Here is a 16,616-nt window from a genome sequence, read left to right on the forward strand (position 1 = left end):
CGCGCTGGTGCGTCCTGACCGTGACGTGAAACAAGTCGAGCTGAGCAGCCTCAAGAAGAGGTTTAAGAACCGGGCCTTCGCCGCCGGGGTCAACCGCGACGAGGTGATTCAGGGCGCCGGGGAACTGGGCGTGGAGCTGGAGACGCACATGGCGAACGTGCTCAGGGCGATGGGCGAGATGGACTGAGGCGAGAATGCCGCCGTGAGCGCCGGAGAGACGCCTTCTGAAGTGTGGAAAAGGGTGGTGTGGGATGGAGTGGAAGCGGTTGGGGTTGGTTGTGATGGCGGCTGGGTTGGTGGGGGTTGTAGAGGGCGGTGCGTCAATACAGAATTCGGGAAAGATTCCTGTTACAGATGGCAAGGTCCGGATATTTGACTCAAGCCATGCGAAGCTGTTTGTTGACAAACCAAGCACGTATAACTTTAGAATTACCTGGGATGGAGTAAGAGTTGTCAACGACAGTTATTCAATGAGAGCGTTCGTTGGAAACAGAAAGGTTTGGGAATTTAGAGATAATTGTGGTGTATCACAAAGTCTCGCCCCAATATTTATCGATGTCAGTTATCTTCTTGCCTACTGTACGACTTCTACTGCCGTGCAGTACAGCTATGTTGATAGACTAGTTGGTAAGATTCTGAGCATTCGAGGCCAACCTATCTTTAAAGACGATTCACATGTATACTATATAAGCGCATTGTCGTTGGATAACCCAATGATTGTAAGAAGGTTTTCGGTTAAAAACGGAATTAGCGACGAGGAATTTTTGAAAATTGGTCTTATAAAGTACCCAAACAAATGCTTAAAAATTAAAGACGGTCCCGATATACTGAGTTTTTACAAGATATTAACCAATACTTTAGTTTTTCGCGCCGACAATGCAGTTTGTAATTTTCAGGCAGAAGTATCTTTGACTGGTAAGCTTACATATTCAGGGGAAAGACGATAGCGATAACCAATTTTACCAAATACTTTTCGCCATCACCCACTGCCGCCCAATCGGCCCCTCCCGCTCCCCAATCACCCCGAACGCTGCACGCTCATACACTCGCCGGGCGGCGGGGTTGCGCCCATTGACCACCAGCACCACGCGCCGCGCCTGCGGAAAGGTGGCGGCCACGTCCGGGCGGGCCAGAAAGGCGGGCAAGGCCAGCATAGCCGCCGTGCCCACGCCGCGCCCCTGCTGGCGACTGTCCACGCTCAGGGCGCTGAGGGCCACCGCCTGCGGATCGGGCTCGCTCAGGTACTTGTCGCAGTGCGGCCCGGCGGAGAGGGCGAAAAAGCCGACGACTTCGGCCCCGTCCACGATGACCACCGGCAGGCGCTGCGGGTCGTCCTGGGTCTGCGCCAGTACCAGTTCGGGCCGGGCGGTGAATTCCAGTTGCCCGGCGCTCAGGTGCAGCGTTGCCAGACTTGCCGCGTGGCCGAGCTGAGCAAGCTCAAGCTGAATCATGAGCATCAGTCTAGTGAAGAAGTCCTGTGCCTGCTCCGGCTCCGCCCTACACTGGAGCCATGACCGTTCCCGCCACCCACATCCGCGCCCTGATCTTCGATTTCGACGGCACTATTCTGGATACCGAAACCCGTGAATTCCGCCGCTGGGAGGCGCTGTACGTTCAGCACGGGCGCGAATTGGCGCTCGCCGACTGGCAGCAGGGCGTCGGTACCTGGGGCGCCTTCGATCCCTGGCTGGGGCTGCCCAGCAGCGTGCAGGAGCGCCGCGCCGAGGTCTACGACGAACTCCACCGGGGCATCCTGGCCGATATCGAGGCCGCCGACCTGCGCCCCGGCGTGCGCGGCGTGCTGGAGGCCGTCAGTGCGGCGGGCCTGCGCCTGGCCCTGGCGACCAGCAGCGACCGGAAGTGGGTGACGCGCTGGCTCTCGCAACATGACCTGCTGCACCTGTTTGAAGTCCTGGCGACCCGCGACGACGTGGCCCGTGTCAAACCCGACCCCGAACTGTATTCGCTGGCTGCCCGGCGCCTGAACCTGCACCCTGAAGTCTGCCTGGCCGTCGAGGACAGCTTCAACGGCGCCACGGCAGCACTGACAGCAGGCATGAGCGTGATCGTCGTGCCCAACGAGGTGACGATGACCCAGCCGTTCCCGCCGACCTGGCCGCGCACCGAAGGCTACACGACGCTGGAGGAGTTGCTGCGGGCGGCGGAGGGACAGGCGCTGATCTAATCCGTTGACCCTCTACCAAGGGGAGAGGGCCTTGCGAGGCAAGGGGTGAGGGGCTCCCTACTTCTTTTTCTTGAACGGATTCCAGCTTTTGCTCTCCTCCGGCGCAGGTTTCTTGCCACTGAAGCGCTCGATGTCTTTGGGCACCGGGGCCTGGGGCAAAAACTGGTGGCGGCCCATCACGTTGCGGTCTGCCACCACGGCCACGGCGCTCTCCGGCGGCGCGGTGGGCGCCAGAATCTCCTCGTCGGGCAAATCGAGGGCTTCCAGAAAAGCTTTGCGCAGTTCACCGGAAGCCGGGCGGTCCACCGCCTTCTTGGCCATCGCCAGCTCGATCAGGCGCGACAGGGGGCGCGGCACCTGCTTGTTGGCCGCCGTGACCGGCTGGGGAAAGCGGGTCATGTGCGAGATCATCAGTTCCTCGTAGCTCACGCCGATGTGCGGGCGCAACCCCACCAGCAGCTCGTAGGCCAGCACGCCCAGGCTGTAGACATCGCTGGCGGCGCTGCTTTCCTCACCGTGGTAGATCTCCGGCGCCATGTAAAACGGGCTGCCCGACACGTTGCCGCCCGCCGAGACAAAGTAGGTGTTGCCGAAGTCGCCCAGCGCCCCGCGTCCCTGATCGAGGTAGACATTCTGCGACTTGATGTCCTGATGCACCGCGCCCTGGTGGTGCAGATACGCCACGCCGGAGGCCACATCGGCCAGCAGCCTCAGCGCCGCCTGGTAGATCACCGGACGCTCCTCCAGGCGCTCGGCCAGAGTGCCTTCGGGGAAGTAGCGCATGGCCAGGAAGGCGCCCGGCCCGAAGGCGGTGCCAGCGTAACCGCGCACCAGATACGGGTGCTGGAATTGTAGCGAGAGCCGGACCTCGTTGCCGAAACGCTCGGCGGCGGTGCGCTCAGCCAGCGTCTCCGGGTGCGGCACTTTCAGGGCGAATTGCCGTTGCGGGCCGCTGGTGTTCTGGCCCAGGTAGACCACCGAGGTGTTGCCGCGCCCTACCGAACGCGTCAGGGTGTAGCCGGGCAGTTGTGGGAGGGCGGTATTCGTCACAGTGTCAATTCCTGATCCTCAGCGTGCTGGTCCGTGGGCAAGTGGATTGGCGGGCAGGGTGGCGCCCCGGAGTTGACCCTCAGCATACAGGTCGCCCGGTTACAGAACTCTATCCAGGTCAGAGCGGGACCAGATCAGTGCCAGACTGTCGGTGCGGGCCAGTCCAGTACAGATCAGTCCAGTACAGGCCACCTCAGAGCGAGACCGTCTCGCCCGGCTGCGGCTGATGGACGGCGACCCCGCGCTGGGCCGCCAGCGCCGCGAACACGGCAGGGTCGCCGCTGAGGCCGGGGAAGGTGCCGTAGTGCATCGGCAGGGCGGCGGCGGGCCTGAGCAGGTCCAGGCACAGCGCGGCTTCCTGCGGCCCCATGGTGTAGTGGTCGCCGATGGGCAACATCGCCAGGTCGAGTTTTTTCTCGCCGATCAGGGCCATGTCGGAAAATCGGCTGGTGTCTCCGGCAAAGTAGACCCGCACGCCGCCCATCTCGATGACCAGGCCGGTGGGCATGCCGCCGTAGGTGCCGTCGGGGAAGCTGCTGGAATGCCAGGCGGGTGTGAAGTAGACGCTGCCCCAGTTGCCGCGCACCGTGCCGCCGATATTGGCGCCGATGGCGCCTACGGCGCCGTGTTTGCCCGCGTAGCCGCCGATCTCCGCCGTCCCGATGATCGGCACCCCGGCCCGGCCAAAGTCGAGGGCATTGCCCCAGTGGTCGCCGTGGGCGTGACTGACCAGCACGGCGTCCACCTTCCAGCTCAGCGCCTCGGAGAGCGTGATGGGCGATTTGGGATTGCCCTCGATAAACGGGTCGATCAGCACTTTATGCTCACCTGCCGTGAACAGAAAAGTGGAGTGGCCGAGAAAGCGAATCTGGAGGCGGGCAGTGCTGGGAGATGGGCTGGACGGTTTAGGGGCAGTCATAGGCGCCAGCATAGCCAGTCAGTCAGGGCCGCGCTGCTTGGTGCCGCCCAATTCAGCGGTATCTGAGCCCCGATGAGAGCAGACTCAAGCCAGGCCGGGCACATCGGGCCTCCACCGGGCGCCGCCCCAGCGTGCCGCCACAGCGTGCAGGCTCATGAGAACGCTGGCTCAGTCGGCGCCGGGCCGCTTGACCTGCTGGCCCTGAGCACGTCCCAGGGTCTGACCTGAGCAGGACACTGGCGCATTTGACCCGCATCGCCTCATGGTGCAGGCGCTACTCTGGCGGGCGTGCAACGGCGAGACTTGTGGACATTAGCGCGGCGCGGGCTGACCCGCCGACCCGTCAGAACCCTACTCACCACCCTGGGCATCGTGGTGGCGGTGGCCAGCATGGTGATTTTCCTGTCGCTGGGCGAGGGCATCCGTAAGGTCTTCAACGACGAACTCGGCGGCATCGGCCCCGACGTCCAGGTGACGCTCAACGGGCTCAACCAGGGCATTGCGCCGCAGCCGAACCTGCCGCAGAGCACGGTGGCCGACATTCAGAAACTCAGCGGCCAGCTCGGCATCGAGCAGGTCACGCCGGTCATCATGGCCATTCGCGGCAGCCTCGACCCTTCCCAGAGCGCGGTGCTGTACGGCCTGCCGCCCGAACAGGGCATCAACGCGGTGTTCAGCACCGTCAAGCTGGGTCAGGGCCGCTTACTCCAGGCCGGGGACAGCGGCGTGGCCGTGGTGGGCGCCAAGGCGTCGGTGAACCTGAAACTCAAGCTGGGCAGCACCCTGCGCCTGAACCGCCGGAGCGCCGTGAAGGTGGTCGGGGTGCTGGACAAATCGGGCGGGCTCAACGACTCGTTCATCTTTTTGCCGCTGGCCACCATGCAGGCCGCCGAGGGCGCCCAGAACCGCATCTCGATGGTGGTGCTGAAACTCAACGACGCAAGGCGAGCCCGGCCCGTCGCCACGGCACTGACCCAGGCCCTGAAACTCGAAGCCCAGACCCAGGCCGATTTCCTGAGCTTCGCGGACCGGGCGCTGAAAATCAGTGACGCGGTGCGCTTCGGCATCTCGCTGATCTCGCTGATCGTGGGCGGGCTGGCCGTCGCCAACACCGTGATGATGGGCGTCTTCGAGCGCACCCGCGAGTTCGGCACGCTGCGGGCCATCGGGGCGCGGCCCAGCTTCGTGCGCGAACTGGTGCTGACCGAATCGCTGCTGCTCTCGCTGATCGGCGGCGTGGGCGGCATTCTGCTGGGGCTGGTGGGCATCTGGGGCGTGAACGTCTACACGCAGGGCCTGGCAGGCTTCGACGCCGCCGCCCTGACGCCGCGCCTGGTGCTGCTGGCCTTGTTCATCTCGCTGCTGCTGGGGTTGATCGCCGGGCTGCTGCCCGCCCGCTCCGCCGGACGCCTGAGCATCAACGAAGCGCTGGGACGGGTATGACGCTAACCAGTCCCGCCTCGCCCGCCGTGTCCGCCCCGGCTGGCCTGCTGCAACTGCGCACCGAGGGCCTGGCCCGCACCTATCCCAGCGGCGACGATCAGATCGTGGCGCTGCGGCCCTTCACCCACACCTTCGCGCCGGGCCTGACCTCGGTGGTGGGGCCGAGCGGCAGCGGCAAAAGTACCCTGCTCAATCTGCTGGCGGGTTTCGACACCCCCAGCGCCGGGAGCGTGCGAGTGGGCAGCACCGACATTCACGCGCTCAGCGAGGCGGGCCGGGCCGACTTCCGGCTCTCGCACTACGGCTTCGTGTTTCAGAATCACAACCTGGTGGCCATTCTCAGCGCCCAGGAAAACGTCGAGTTTCCGCTGATCCTGGCCGGAGTGCCGCCCCGCGAGCGCCGTGACCGGGCGCGGGCGCTGCTGGCCCAGGTGGGTCTGGAGAAGCGGGCGAATCATCTGCCCTCACACCTGTCGGGCGGCGAGGCGCAGCGGGTGGCGGTGGCCCGCGCCCTGGTGTCCGAGCCTGACGTGCTGCTGGCCGACGAGCCCACCGGCAACCTCGACTCGCGCACCGGCCAGGCCATTCTGGAACTGCTGCTGAGCCCGGCCCGCGACGGCAAAACGGTGGTGCTGATTACCCACGACCCCGACATCGCCGCGCTGGCCGAGCACCATCTGCGGGTGCGCGACGGGGAAGTGGTGGTGGAGTAGAGGGGAGGCTTGTGGCGCGTGGCTTGTAGCAAAAGCGGGAAGCAGGAAGTCGTCGCAGGGATTTCGGTGGGAGGGCAGGCATAACCCCCCACCCGCTGCGCACAACCCGTAAAGGGAGCCGAAAACATTCGCCCAGTCGCTCTTTAGCGCTTTTGCTTCCCTTGGACTGGTACAGCTTCTTGTCCAGAACGGCACCTATCGTATCGGGCCTGGCCGCTCGAAGAGAGGGGAGGTGGCCGCGTAGCGGGCGGACTCGCAGAGCGTCTTGAGCAGAACGGCACCTACCGGGCCTGCTCGCTGCGAAGCGGAGGGATCGATTGCCACCCGCCAGCACACTCTAGAGCAGATGTCATAAAAAGACCCTTTTTATGACCGAGCGGAGCGAGTAGTTTTGACTGAGCAGGACGCAGAATGGAGGCGCGGGGAGGCTGTTTTCCCCGTGGCGTAATTCGGAGTACTGCTCAAAACACAAAAAAAGCCCCCACTACTTCTGGGAGCCTCAAAAGCCGATTCTTCATCGTCTACCTGGGGCTGTCGATCACGGCTTTCGCGTCGCGGAGCTTATACGTCTTGCCCGCCCTGTCCTGAAAGGTCAGCACGACCTGCACGGGGTCGCTGCTGGAGATGCTGGCGTTGCCCCGGCCCACGGCTTGCAGACAGTTGAGGGTGCCCACGCAGCGGCGGTTGTCGCTGGACGCCACGCCGGAGCGCCACACGCCGCCCTCGGTGATGACGTAGACGCCCGTGACCTTCAGGCCGCTCAGCGTGCTGGACTGGGTACCGGACAGGACACCCGCCGCCGCGCTCAGCCTGACCGGCACCACGAAGTTGACGCTGGGGACGCAGGTTTCATTGTCGCAGGCGGGGGCGTTCAGGTACGGCGTGGCCTCGGCCCTCAGCTTGACGCCGCCGAGGGCCAGGCTGGTCGGGGCCGCCAGCAGTTCACCGGCGCTCAGGGCCGGGGCGCTGGGCGAGGGACTGCCGACGCTGCCGCAGGCCCACAGCAGCGGGGCCAGCATCAGCAGCGCGAAGATACGTTTCACATGTCCAGCTTACCCCACTTCCATGAATTTTTCTTATGGGGCCCGCTCAACTGATGATGGACCTGACTCAACTGATGCTTGAGCGGATGTGCTGTCGGCCTTTATTTTACCGGTCCGGCTACAGAGTCGTGCCAGAGTCGTGCCTTTCGGTAGCCTGAAAAAGCCCGCACCCGGAGGCGCAGGCTTCTTCACCCAGCTTCAGTATTGAGCTCTACCAGCAGCGTGTTTACCAACGCCGTGTTTACCAACGAATGTCCGGCGCCGTCAATATGCGCTCGGCGGGCAGGCTGGTGATGAGCTGGTAGGTCAGGGTGTAGCTGCCAGGGATCACGCGGGCGAGCACGATGGTGTCGCCGTCCACGCGGGGCGAGAGGTCGGCCAGGCTGGGGCCGTCCGTCGAGATGGGGCCGCGCACCACCGGGCCGCTGCCGCCGCTGGGCAACGGGTCGATGATCTGGACGTTTTCCAGCGGGCTGTCGACGTTCAGGCGCAGCGTCACGGTATAGCCCTGAGCCGTGGCCTCCACGCTCTTGGCCACCGAGGCGCGTGCTCCCTGCTCGACGGTGCGCGAGACATTTGAGCCGCCGGGGCTGCGAACCCGCGCCTGGCCGGTGGTGCGCAGGTTGATCGGATCGAGGGCCGCCTCGGCGCTGTCGCTGCGGCAGACCTTGACCGGCACCTTCAGGCGCAGCGGCGCGCTGGCCGACAGCTCGCCGCGCAGGCTCAGCGGGTAGTCGCTGGTCCAGCCGCCGGGCAGGTTCAGGTTCAGCGTGGCGGGCAGCTTGTAGGGAAAGTCGGTCTTGGCGGTGGCCACGAGCTGGGTCACGTCGCAGGCGTTGAGCACGTCCGGCGTGGTCAGCAGCGTGATCTCGGTGCGCGGGGTGTACTCGATGGTCACGCGGCCCGTGGCGTTGTCGACCACCCGGCCCGGCGGCGGCGGACGAACCCCGCTGCCGGGAATCGGCGTGGCCTGCACCGGATAGTCGCCGGGGGTCAGCGGAATGGTGATGGGCGTGCTGTAGGTCTTGCCGCCCACGCCGAACGGCACACCGGTCAGCGGAATGCGGGTCGTGCCGTAGACTGCCACCGCGTCCACGGCCAGCGAGCCTTCCGGCGGGCGGGCCACGAAGCGCAGTTTCACGTCGCCGGGCACGTAGCGCAGCTCGGTGGGCGAGACGACGTTGCCCTTGCCCTTCTGCACCTCGGCGCTGACCGGCACGTAACCGGGCGGCAACACCGGGCGCACCGAATTGCCCACCGCCTCGATGTAGCTGGCCCCCGGAATGGGGCGGCCCTGCGGATCGACCACATCGACCACCAGTTTGTAGGCGGGCCGGGCCACGAAGCGCAATTTCACGTCGCCGGGCACGTAGCGCAGCTCAGCGGGCGAGACGACCTCGCCTTTGCCCTTCTGGACCTCCGAGCTGAGCGGCGCGTAGCCCTGCGGCAGCACCGGGCGCACCACGTTGTCGTTGCCCACGGTGTAGCTGGCTCCCGGAATCGGCTGGCCTTTTTCGTCCACCACATCGACGAGCAGTTGATTCTGGATACTGGCGCCGCTGGGCGGGGTGAAGCCGCCGACCCGCGCCGTGACGGGCTTGTCGTTCAGGCGAAAGCTGTAGGTCACGGCGTTGGAATACTGCTTGGTGGTGGGCAGCACCTTGATGTACACCGCCCACTCGCCGACCATCTGGGGCGTCAGCTTGAATTTGACCGTCTCGTAGACGCCGTTGGCGCTGCTGGGTAGGTCTACGCGCCCCTTGCCCGGCATGACCACCCAGGTCTGGGCTTCCTTGGGGCCGTCGATGTCGTAGTTGGTGACGCTCAGGGTCTTGCCCACCCAGTCGGCGGGCACGGTCAGGCGGGCGGCCAGCAGATCCTGCTGCTCGGTGTCGCGGGCGTTCACCGTGAAGTCGCTGGTCTCCAGGTTGAAGGGGGCGGCCACCCGCAGCGCGAAGCTGTTCTTGCCGTCGCCGGAGCTGTTGATCTTGAGGGTGTAGGTGCCCGCAGGCAACCCGGAGGCGCGCAGGCTCTCCCAGGTGTGCTCCCGCGTGGTGCCGAAGGTCCGCTCGAAGACGGTGCCGCCCGCGCCGACCAGGGTAAAGGTGGTCGAGAACTGAATACCCTTCTGGTACAGCTCGTCACCGAAGTACCCCGCGCCGCGCCGTCCGTCGGCCCCCCCATCAGCGTAGTCGGCCAGGTTCAGGGTCGGGCTGTAGACTTCCAGGCCCAGCGGCTTGCCCGCGTCGGCAGCACCCACCCGGATGATGTAAGTTTCGATGTTGACCGGCCACTTCTCGCCCACCGAGGCCAGCGGCAGCACCCCGCCGGTCTGGGCCAGCGCCGGAGCGCCTGCCAGCGCGGCGCAGAGCAGGGCGGCGCTCAGGAGGGCGAAGTGCGGAAGGCGAATCGGGCGGCTACGGTGATCGGGCATGAGGTCTCCAGACGCTGACGCTACGGTCAGTCGGGGGTAAGTGAGAACGCTGAACTGTCGGGAACGAGAAAGGCAACCCACTGCGATAAATCATACACGGCGCCTTCATGGGGGCGGTGAACGCTCTCATGTAAGCGGCTGAGGTGGAGGGTGGACGGCTGGCTCCGCTAACGGTCCAGAGAAGGTGCTGGACGGGGCTGAACTTGAGCCGACGAACTCGTCCAGCGGCTGATCCATCTCCCGAAAGCTGGCGCAGACCGCAGCTTCGCCGCCTGAGCACCCCATAAGTGCCGCCTGAGCCGCCCCCGCCCACCTCCTGAGACGCTATCCTGAACCCTGATGTTGGCCCGTTCCCGCGCTGAAATTTCCCGCTCTGCCCTGCGGCGCAATGCCGAACTGCTCTCGGCCCACGCCGGGGCGCGGCTGATCGTGCCGGTCAAGGCCAACGCCTACGGGCACGGCCTGGGGCTGGTGGTAGCAGCGCTGCAAGACCATCCGGACGTGTGGGGCTTCGCGGTGGCGACGCCGCGTGAGGCCGAGCAGCTCGCCGCCCTGAAGCCGGGCAAACCCGCGCTGCTGCTGACCCCCGCCGCCCCGGAAGAGATGGCCGAACTCGCGGCGCTGGACGTGCGCCTCAGCGTCGGCACCGCCGAGGAGGTCGCCGCGCTGCCCGCCCACGCGAAGGTCCACCTGAAAGTCGAGACCGGCATGAACCGTTCCGGCGCCCGGCCCGCCGAAGCCGTGCGGCTGGGACTGGAACTTGCTCAGCGCGGCCAGCTCGAAGGCGTCTACACCCACTTTGCCCGCTCGGACGAGGCTGACCTGGCGCCCACCTGGCGGCAACTGGAGTTGCTGCGCGGCGTGCTGGATGAGTTGCCCCCGGTGCTGTCCCACGCGGCCAACGGCGGCGGCGTGCTGAGCCTGGGCCATCTGCCCGGCCTGGACCTGGCCCGGCCCGGCCTGGCGCTCTACGGCTACCCGCCTACAAATCTGCAAAGCGTGCTGCCGCTGCGCCCGGCGCTGCGCGTGACGGCCCGTGTCGGCTCGGTTCACGGCATCGAAGTCGGCGAGCAGGTCAGCTACGGCGGCCTGTACACCGCAGGGCACGCCCAGGACCTCGCCACCGTCCAGTTCGGCTACGCCGACGGCTTTCCGAGGGGCGCCAGCTTGAAAGCTTACTGCGCCTTGCGCGGCGAACGCAGGCCGGTGCGGGGCCGCATCTGCATGGACCAGTTCATGCTCGACGTGTCCGGGCTGGACATCAGACCTGGCGACTGGATCGAGGTCTGGGGCGAGGGTCCGGTGCGCCTGAGCGACGTGGCAGGGTGGGGAGCGACCAGCGAGTACGAGGTGCTGACGCATCTGGGCGAGCGGGTCGAGCGGGTGCTGGTGGAGTAGGGGCTGGCGCCCGGCTTGTGGCGCGTGGGAACAGCTTCGGGGCGGGATGGCGTCCAAGCCACGTAGAAGGCCCTGGCCGGTTGATGGCCAGAGCCTTTGTTTGTTTCGGGGTGACTAGAGCAGATGTCATAAAAAGGGTCTTTTTATGACCGAGCGGAGCGAGTAGTTTTAACTGAGCAGGACGCAGAATGGAGGCGCGGGGAGGCTGTTTTCCCCGTGGCGTAATTCGGAGTACTGCTCTAGGTTGGGTGGTTGTGGGGCCACTGGGTGTCGAATGTTCAGTCTCGTACTTCACCGAGAACACTCGTACTCACCGAGAACAACAGCATTCCTGCGCTCCGTCCACGACGCACCCACTCTGCATTCAGTCGCTGGGGGCCTGGTGGCCTTCGGGCAGTTCGGCGTCCGTGAGGTTGCCGTCGCCGCCCGCGTCGTTCTCGAAACCGGTGTCTGGCGTGCCGGGCGAGTCCTGAACGACGCCCCGGTCCCTGTTGGGGGTTCTGGTAGCGCTTTCCGAGTCGGTGCCGTGGGTTTCAGGCAGAATGTCGAACTGCTCGCCGCTGATATGTCCGGTCATGGGGGCATTTCAGCATGGGCCGGACGCGGCGGGGTGTGCGGCGGCTAAACCCGCACCCAGCGTAGAAAGCCTTCCTCCTAGAGCAGTACTCCGAATTACGCCACGGGGAAAACAGCCTCCCCGCGCCTCCATTCTGCGTCCTGCTCAGTTAAAACTACTCGCTCCGCTCGGTCATAAAAAGGGTCTTTTTATGACATCTGCTCTAGAAAACACTTAGCGGCCCACCTGGCCGAGCACGAACCGGATGCGGTGGCGGGCCGAAGGCAGACTGCCCTGCTCCTTGCGCAGCACGACATACAGAAACCGGCTGGTGCCGGGCAGCAGATACAGCAGGTGATACTGCTCGTCCAGGGTCACCACCAGGTCCTCGATGCCGCCGCCGATGCCGAGCAGGTCCATGGCCCGGCGCTGCAACCTCAGCATCTCGGTCATGGTGGCGCCCGCCTGGTCGAGTTCCAGCCCGATGCCCACCGCGTCGAGGGTCTGCCCGGTGTGAACGTCGATGAGCGCGGCGGCCAGCACACCCTCGATATTCATGACCTCGTTCATCAGCAAGTCGGTGTCGCTGGACAGGTCGGTGCCGGGCACGTTCGTACCAGGCACGTTCATACCGGGCAGGGCGCCCACAGGTGTACTCAGCAGCTTCTGCTCGATGTCCCGGCTCGGCACACTGACCGAACTCTGGATGATGTAGAGCCCCAGATCGTCGTCGTCGGTCTGAGGTGAGCGTGCCGGGATGAGCGGCTCGGTCCAGATCGGCATAAAGGCGTCCTCGTCGAAGAGGGTCCGGTTGCGGGTGGTCGCCGAGGTAATCAGCTCGAAGTCCTGCATCTCGAACTGGGTCTGCCGGGGATCGACCGGGGCGTGCTCCAGCCTGGCCGCAAGCGGGTCGGCCTGGCCGGTGTTCGTCTGGACCTTGAAAGTCACCTCGGCGTCTTCTGACCTGCTGACATTATCCGTGCCCGTCTCGTCTCTGAGCGCCTCGTCTTTGCGGCGCATGGCGTCCATGATGAGTGAGGAGAGCGGTTTCAGACTGGCGTGTTTCTGGTTGTGGTACGAGCGCTCGACGTTGATCTTGACGTTCTCCCAGGCCAGAATCTCGCTGGCGGCGTCCTCGTCGCTGAGTGAGCGACCATGCACGTAGGCGCTGACGAACTTGCCCTGCCGCAGATGCATCCGGCCCCAGGTCTCGGCGACAGAGACGTGAATGGCCACACTCTTGGCTTCCCATTCCATCATCTGCAAAAAGCTGGCCAGTCCCAGGCCCTCCAGGGTGCCGTTGACCAGCCCGACCAGCTCCTTTTCGATGGCCTTGCTGTTGTGCGCCGCCGTCCCCGGCGTGATGACCGGCAGGTTGCCGTAGCGCTCCACGGCGCTCTGAAAGTCACTTTCGGGCTGATCGGTGAGCAGCGAGAAAAAGGTGCGCGGCCAGTTGAGCTTGGCGTGCTCCAGCAGATAGTCCAGGCTGCCGTCCATGCTGGCAGGGTCCATGACCACCAGATCGGGCGGGAAGTTCTCGAACTGGACCAGCACGCTCGCCACGCTGGAAAACGTCTCGATGCGCCACTTGGCGGCCTCACGGCTGTGGCGCCGCAACTGCATTTCGATCTCCGGCGCCTGGCGGGCCAGCAGCAACAGAAATTTGCGTTTTTCGATCAGCATCATACTCACCGCCCCCCGCGCCGGACCATCCTGCGTGCGCCACTTCACTGTTGACCACTAAACTGTCTGTTACTACACTATCTCATCATGCATGGGCTCATCATGCATGGGCTCATCATGCACGGGCTCCCACTGCACGGGCCGACCTCAAGCGACTAGCACCGCCTTGCAGACCGCCATCTGTGCAAACCGCCATCTGTGCAGCCGAAGTCTCTCATCTGACCCAGCCTTTGTGCTGCCCGGCCTGCGACCTGCACTGTTGCGACCTGCACTCCACGGAGAGTAAGCGACCACGCCTTACATCAAGATCACATCATAAATCGGAGCAGGCAGTCTGGAAATGAGGCGAGTTATCCGGCCCCATCCAGTTCCGGGCTGTCCAGTTCCGGGCCGGGCAGGCTCAGCACGAACAGCGCCCCGCCCTCCGGATGGTTGCCGCCGGTCAGGCTGCCGCCGTGGGCCTGGGCGATCTGGCGCGAGACGCTCAGGCCCAGGCCGCTGCTGCCCGAGGCGCTGACGAACGGGTCGAAGATGCGCTCGCCAAGCTCGGTGGGCAGGCCGGGGCCGGAGTCGCGCACGGTAAAGCGCATGTCCGCCGCCGTCTCGCTCAGGGTGATTTCAACCCAGCCCTGCGGCCCGGCAGCCCGGCGGGCGTTGGCCAGCAGGTTGCGCAGCGCCTGAAGCAGCCGGTCGGGGTCGCACAGCACCATCGCGCCCCAGTCGCCGCTGAAGGTCGTACCCGCCACCAGCCGGTCCAGGCGGCCTTGCAGGGTTCTGGCCGGAATGAAGTGCCAGGCCAGCCTGAGTTCGAGCTGACCACGGGCGAGCTGCATCAGGTCCTGGGTGGTGAAGGTCAGCTCGTCGGCCACCAGCGCGGCGCGGATCACGTCGCTGTCATTCGTGCGGGCGGCGGCGGTGCTCAGCGAGGCTTTGAGGACCGTCAGCGGGGCGCCGAGTTCATGGACGATCTGGCCCAGAAGCTGTTTTTCGCGCGACTGCTGCATCTCGATGCGGGCCAGCAGCCTGTTGATGGCCGAGAGCAGCCGGTAGACCTCATCCTGACGGCCCGGCAGCGGCAGCGCCGTGACCGCCTGGGCCGGGTCGATCTGGTCGGCCAGCCGCGCCGCCTGACCCAGCCCGCTCAGGGCGCTGCGGCCCACCAGCCAGCCGAGCAGCAGCATCAGCAGCGGCGCCCCGACCAGGACCATCCACAGCAGCCGAAACGCACTCTGGCGGGCCGCCACCAGCACGTCTTCGGGCAGCGCGACCCAGACGAAGCTCTCGCCGTCGCCGTAGGTGCTCAGCTTGCGCGTGGCGGTGCGCACCGGAATGTCGTGAATCGGCATCTGGGTCTGGCCCACGAAGGGAAAGGGGGAGCGTTCAAATTCCTTGACGCCCGCGCTGGCGAAGATCACCTGCCCGCTGCCGTCCACGATCATGCTGTAGCCGCCGCTGCTGGGCGCCGAGGGCTGACCCAGGCCGCGTGCCTTGCTGTCGAAGGCCTCGGCCAGCCGGTCGGCGCGTTCGTTGAGCCGGGCCTGGAACTGGGTGTCGAGGTCGCTGAGCAGCCTGCCGGTAATCGCCGCGCTGACCAGTCCCACCACCAGCAGCGCCATCAGGGTGTAGACCACCGCCAGCCGGAAGCGCAGCGTCTGCATGAAGCGCAGCCGGGTCAGGTCGGCCCGCACCAGCACCCGCCCAGGCACCCGGCGGCCCATCCGCGCCTGAAGGCGTTCCACCGCATTGTTGTGGCTGTGGTCCACACCGGCTCCCTGTAACTGAGTGACCTGTAACTGAGTGGGCTGTATCTGAGTGACCTGGCTCTGGTCGGCTTACAGCTTAAGTGACTTTGATGAGTGCGGTGAGTATCGTACTCAACATGAGTGTATACCCACGGCGCTGCCCAGTCACCCACCTTCAGAGGCGAGCATCAGAGGCGAGCAAAGGCCGCGCCGCGCCTCCAGTCGCAGCGTTCAGAGGTGCAGGAGTTGGACTCGCCGCCTCTCAGGCTTGCAGGACGTAGCCGACGTTGCGGATGGTGCGCACGCGCAGGGTGCTGCCCACCGATTCGAGTTTTTTGCGAAGCTGCGAAATGCGGACCTCCACGCTGTTGGAGTTGGGCGTCTCCCAGCCATATAAGTGCGACTCGATGTCGGCCCGCGAAAAGACCCGCTCCGGCGTGCGCATCATCAGCTCCAGAATGCGCGACTCGTGCTCGGTGAGGTTCACGTGCTGCTCCTCGGCGGTCAGGGTCAGGCTGCTGGTGGATAAGCTGGTGTTGCCCAGATTGACGCTGCCGCCCGACGCCGTGCGGCGCAGCAGGGCCGTGATGCGGGCGTCGAGTTCGGGCATGGCGAACGGCTTGGTGAGGTAGTCGTCGGCCCCGGCGTTCAGGCCCGCCACCCGCTCCTGCACATGGCTGCGCGCTGAGAGCACCAGCACCGGCGTGGAGCTGTACTGCCGCAGGCTCTGCACCAGGTCCAGGCCGTTGCCGTCGGGCAGGTTCAGGTCGAGCAAGATGAGCTGGGCGCTGTGGGTGCCGAGCCAGTTCTGGGCCTCGGCCAGCGTTCCGGCGTGAAACACCTGGTAATCGGCGCTCAGGTAATCGCGCAGCAGCGGCCCCAGATGGGGATCGTCCTCGACAATGAGTAGCTGTGAAAGCATACGGACTCCTTGGGTGGTGGGGCGGTGTGCCAGCGGGGCGGTGCAGCAGCGGGGCGGTGTAGCAGCGGGGCGGGCCGGGACTCAGCTTATGCCGCGTATCTGAGCGTCGGTTGTTTGAAGGTCGGTCTGTTGCCCGCTCAGGTTGTATCCGCCGGGCGCCGCTTTGGATGCGCCCGGTGAACGAAGCACCAAGCGGGCGCTCACTTTGCTGCTGCTCACTTTGCTGCTAAAAAGTAACTTTTCTGCCCTAAGACTTGGGTTTTTTACGGGTCATGTTTGGCCTCAAGAAAAAAATTTGTTTAAAGAATCACAAAAAGGTGATAGGTGGGATTATGTGCCTTTCGGGCTGGGGGTTTATTTCAGGGTTTCATTTTTTGGCCTTCGAGAAAAATTCGGCTCACGCTTACGACGACTTGACTTTTTCCCATGGTTTTTCTCTATCATTTTATCGCAAGGAAATTTTACTCGTGTACCAAGACTTTTTTGGCTCTAAAACCAAAACTACAACTTCCTATGATATTTTTATTG

General features: G+C 64.9%; 16 protein-coding genes and 1 pseudogene. 8 read left to right on the top strand and 9 right to left on the bottom strand.

Annotated elements, in window-relative coordinates:
- Together Q0R23_RS16860 and Q0R23_RS16865 are read left to right on the top strand one after the other, a co-directional pair.
- A pseudogene (locus tag Q0R23_RS16860) lies at positions 1 to 187 on the top strand (HAD family hydrolase); the annotation flags it as partial.
- A gap of 64 nt (positions 188 to 251) precedes the next feature.
- Entirely contained in the window at positions 252 to 947 is a 696-nt protein-coding gene (locus Q0R23_RS16865; protein WP_293914875.1) for a hypothetical protein, read from the top strand.
- Between the two features lie 12 nt (positions 948 to 959).
- Here Q0R23_RS16865 and Q0R23_RS16870 read toward each other — a convergent pair whose 3' ends face one another.
- Positions 960 to 1,451: a GNAT family N-acetyltransferase gene (locus Q0R23_RS16870; protein WP_293914877.1), complete on the bottom strand. Its 492-nt coding sequence runs from the start codon at positions 1,449 to 1,451 to the stop codon at positions 960 to 962.
- A gap of 59 nt (positions 1,452 to 1,510) precedes the next feature.
- Between Q0R23_RS16870 and Q0R23_RS16875 the strand changes: the two genes are divergently transcribed.
- Positions 1,511 to 2,185 carry an HAD family hydrolase gene (locus Q0R23_RS16875; protein ID WP_293914880.1) on the top strand — a complete coding sequence of 225 codons (675 nt, stop codon included), beginning with the start codon at positions 1,511 to 1,513 and terminating at the stop codon, positions 2,183 to 2,185.
- Positions 2,186 to 2,242: 57 nt separating this feature from the next.
- On the opposite strand, the gene Q0R23_RS16880 is transcribed toward Q0R23_RS16875, so the two are convergent.
- Positions 2,243 to 3,235, bottom strand: a complete 993-nt coding sequence (locus tag Q0R23_RS16880) for a serine/threonine-protein kinase (RefSeq protein ID WP_293914882.1) — start codon at positions 3,233 to 3,235, stop codon at positions 2,243 to 2,245.
- A 193-nt stretch (positions 3,236 to 3,428) separates the two neighbouring features.
- Positions 3,429 to 4,154 (bottom strand): metal-dependent hydrolase, encoded by a 726-nt coding sequence (locus Q0R23_RS16885; RefSeq protein ID WP_293914884.1) that lies wholly within the window; start codon positions 4,152 to 4,154, stop codon positions 3,429 to 3,431.
- 72 nt (positions 4,155 to 4,226) lie between these two features.
- Between Q0R23_RS16885 and Q0R23_RS16890 the strand changes: the two genes are divergently transcribed.
- The 3 genes from Q0R23_RS16890 to Q0R23_RS16900 are packed head-to-tail and all read left to right on the top strand — an operon-like array spanning position 4,227 to position 6,310.
- Positions 4,227 to 4,382, top strand: coding sequence for a hypothetical protein (locus tag Q0R23_RS16890; protein ID WP_293914886.1), 156 nt, complete (start codon positions 4,227 to 4,229; stop codon positions 4,380 to 4,382).
- Positions 4,383 to 4,442: 60 nt separating this feature from the next.
- A complete protein-coding gene (locus Q0R23_RS16895) occupies positions 4,443 to 5,597 on the top strand; it encodes an ABC transporter permease (protein WP_293914888.1) in 1,155 nt (384 codons plus the stop codon).
- On the top strand, positions 5,594 to 6,310 hold the full coding sequence (locus tag Q0R23_RS16900; protein WP_293914890.1) for an ABC transporter ATP-binding protein: 717 nt from the start codon (positions 5,594 to 5,596) through the stop codon (positions 6,308 to 6,310). Before Q0R23_RS16895 ends, Q0R23_RS16900 begins: the two co-directional genes overlap by 4 nt.
- A 521-nt stretch (positions 6,311 to 6,831) precedes the next feature.
- Here Q0R23_RS16900 and Q0R23_RS16905 read toward each other — a convergent pair.
- Together Q0R23_RS16905 and Q0R23_RS16910 are read right to left on the bottom strand one after the other, a co-directional pair.
- Positions 6,832 to 7,353, bottom strand: a complete 522-nt coding sequence (locus tag Q0R23_RS16905; protein ID WP_293914891.1) for a hypothetical protein — start codon at positions 7,351 to 7,353, stop codon at positions 6,832 to 6,834.
- Positions 7,354 to 7,594: 241 nt separating this feature from the next.
- The gene (locus Q0R23_RS16910; RefSeq protein WP_293914893.1) at positions 7,595 to 9,787 is read right to left on the bottom strand and encodes a hypothetical protein; all 2,193 of its coding nucleotides are present in this window, start codon (positions 9,785 to 9,787) and stop codon (positions 7,595 to 7,597) included.
- A gap of 339 nt (positions 9,788 to 10,126) precedes the next feature.
- On the opposite strand from Q0R23_RS16910, the gene alr reads away from it, so the two are divergent.
- Complete coding sequence (gene alr, locus Q0R23_RS16915; protein WP_293914895.1) at positions 10,127 to 11,185, top strand: alanine racemase; 1,059 nt, start codon at positions 10,127 to 10,129, stop codon at positions 11,183 to 11,185.
- A 364-nt stretch (positions 11,186 to 11,549) separates the two neighbouring features.
- On the opposite strand, the gene Q0R23_RS16920 is transcribed toward alr, so the two are convergent.
- The 4 genes from Q0R23_RS16920 to Q0R23_RS16935 form a co-directional block, all read right to left on the bottom strand.
- Positions 11,550 to 11,762, bottom strand: coding sequence for a hypothetical protein (locus Q0R23_RS16920; protein WP_293914897.1), 213 nt, complete (start codon positions 11,760 to 11,762; stop codon positions 11,550 to 11,552).
- 213 nt (positions 11,763 to 11,975) lie between these two features.
- Entirely contained in the window at positions 11,976 to 13,427 is a 1,452-nt protein-coding gene (locus Q0R23_RS16925) for a DUF4388 domain-containing protein (RefSeq protein ID WP_293914899.1), read from the bottom strand.
- Between the two features lie 347 nt (positions 13,428 to 13,774).
- Complete coding sequence (locus Q0R23_RS16930) at positions 13,775 to 15,187, bottom strand: HAMP domain-containing sensor histidine kinase (RefSeq protein ID WP_366520450.1); 1,413 nt, start codon at positions 15,185 to 15,187, stop codon at positions 13,775 to 13,777.
- 241 nt (positions 15,188 to 15,428) lie between these two features.
- Positions 15,429 to 16,088: a response regulator transcription factor gene (locus tag Q0R23_RS16935; RefSeq protein ID WP_293914901.1), complete on the bottom strand. Its 660-nt coding sequence runs from the start codon at positions 16,086 to 16,088 to the stop codon at positions 15,429 to 15,431.
- Positions 16,089 to 16,420: 332 nt separating this feature from the next.
- On the opposite strand from Q0R23_RS16935, the gene Q0R23_RS16940 reads away from it, so the two are divergent.
- Positions 16,421 to 16,616: hypothetical protein (locus tag Q0R23_RS16940; protein ID WP_293914903.1), on the top strand; the 196-nt coding region annotated here is incomplete at its 3' end.

The organism is Deinococcus sp. (assembly GCF_025362455.1).
Classification (GTDB): domain Bacteria; phylum Deinococcota; class Deinococci; order Deinococcales; family Deinococcaceae; genus Deinococcus.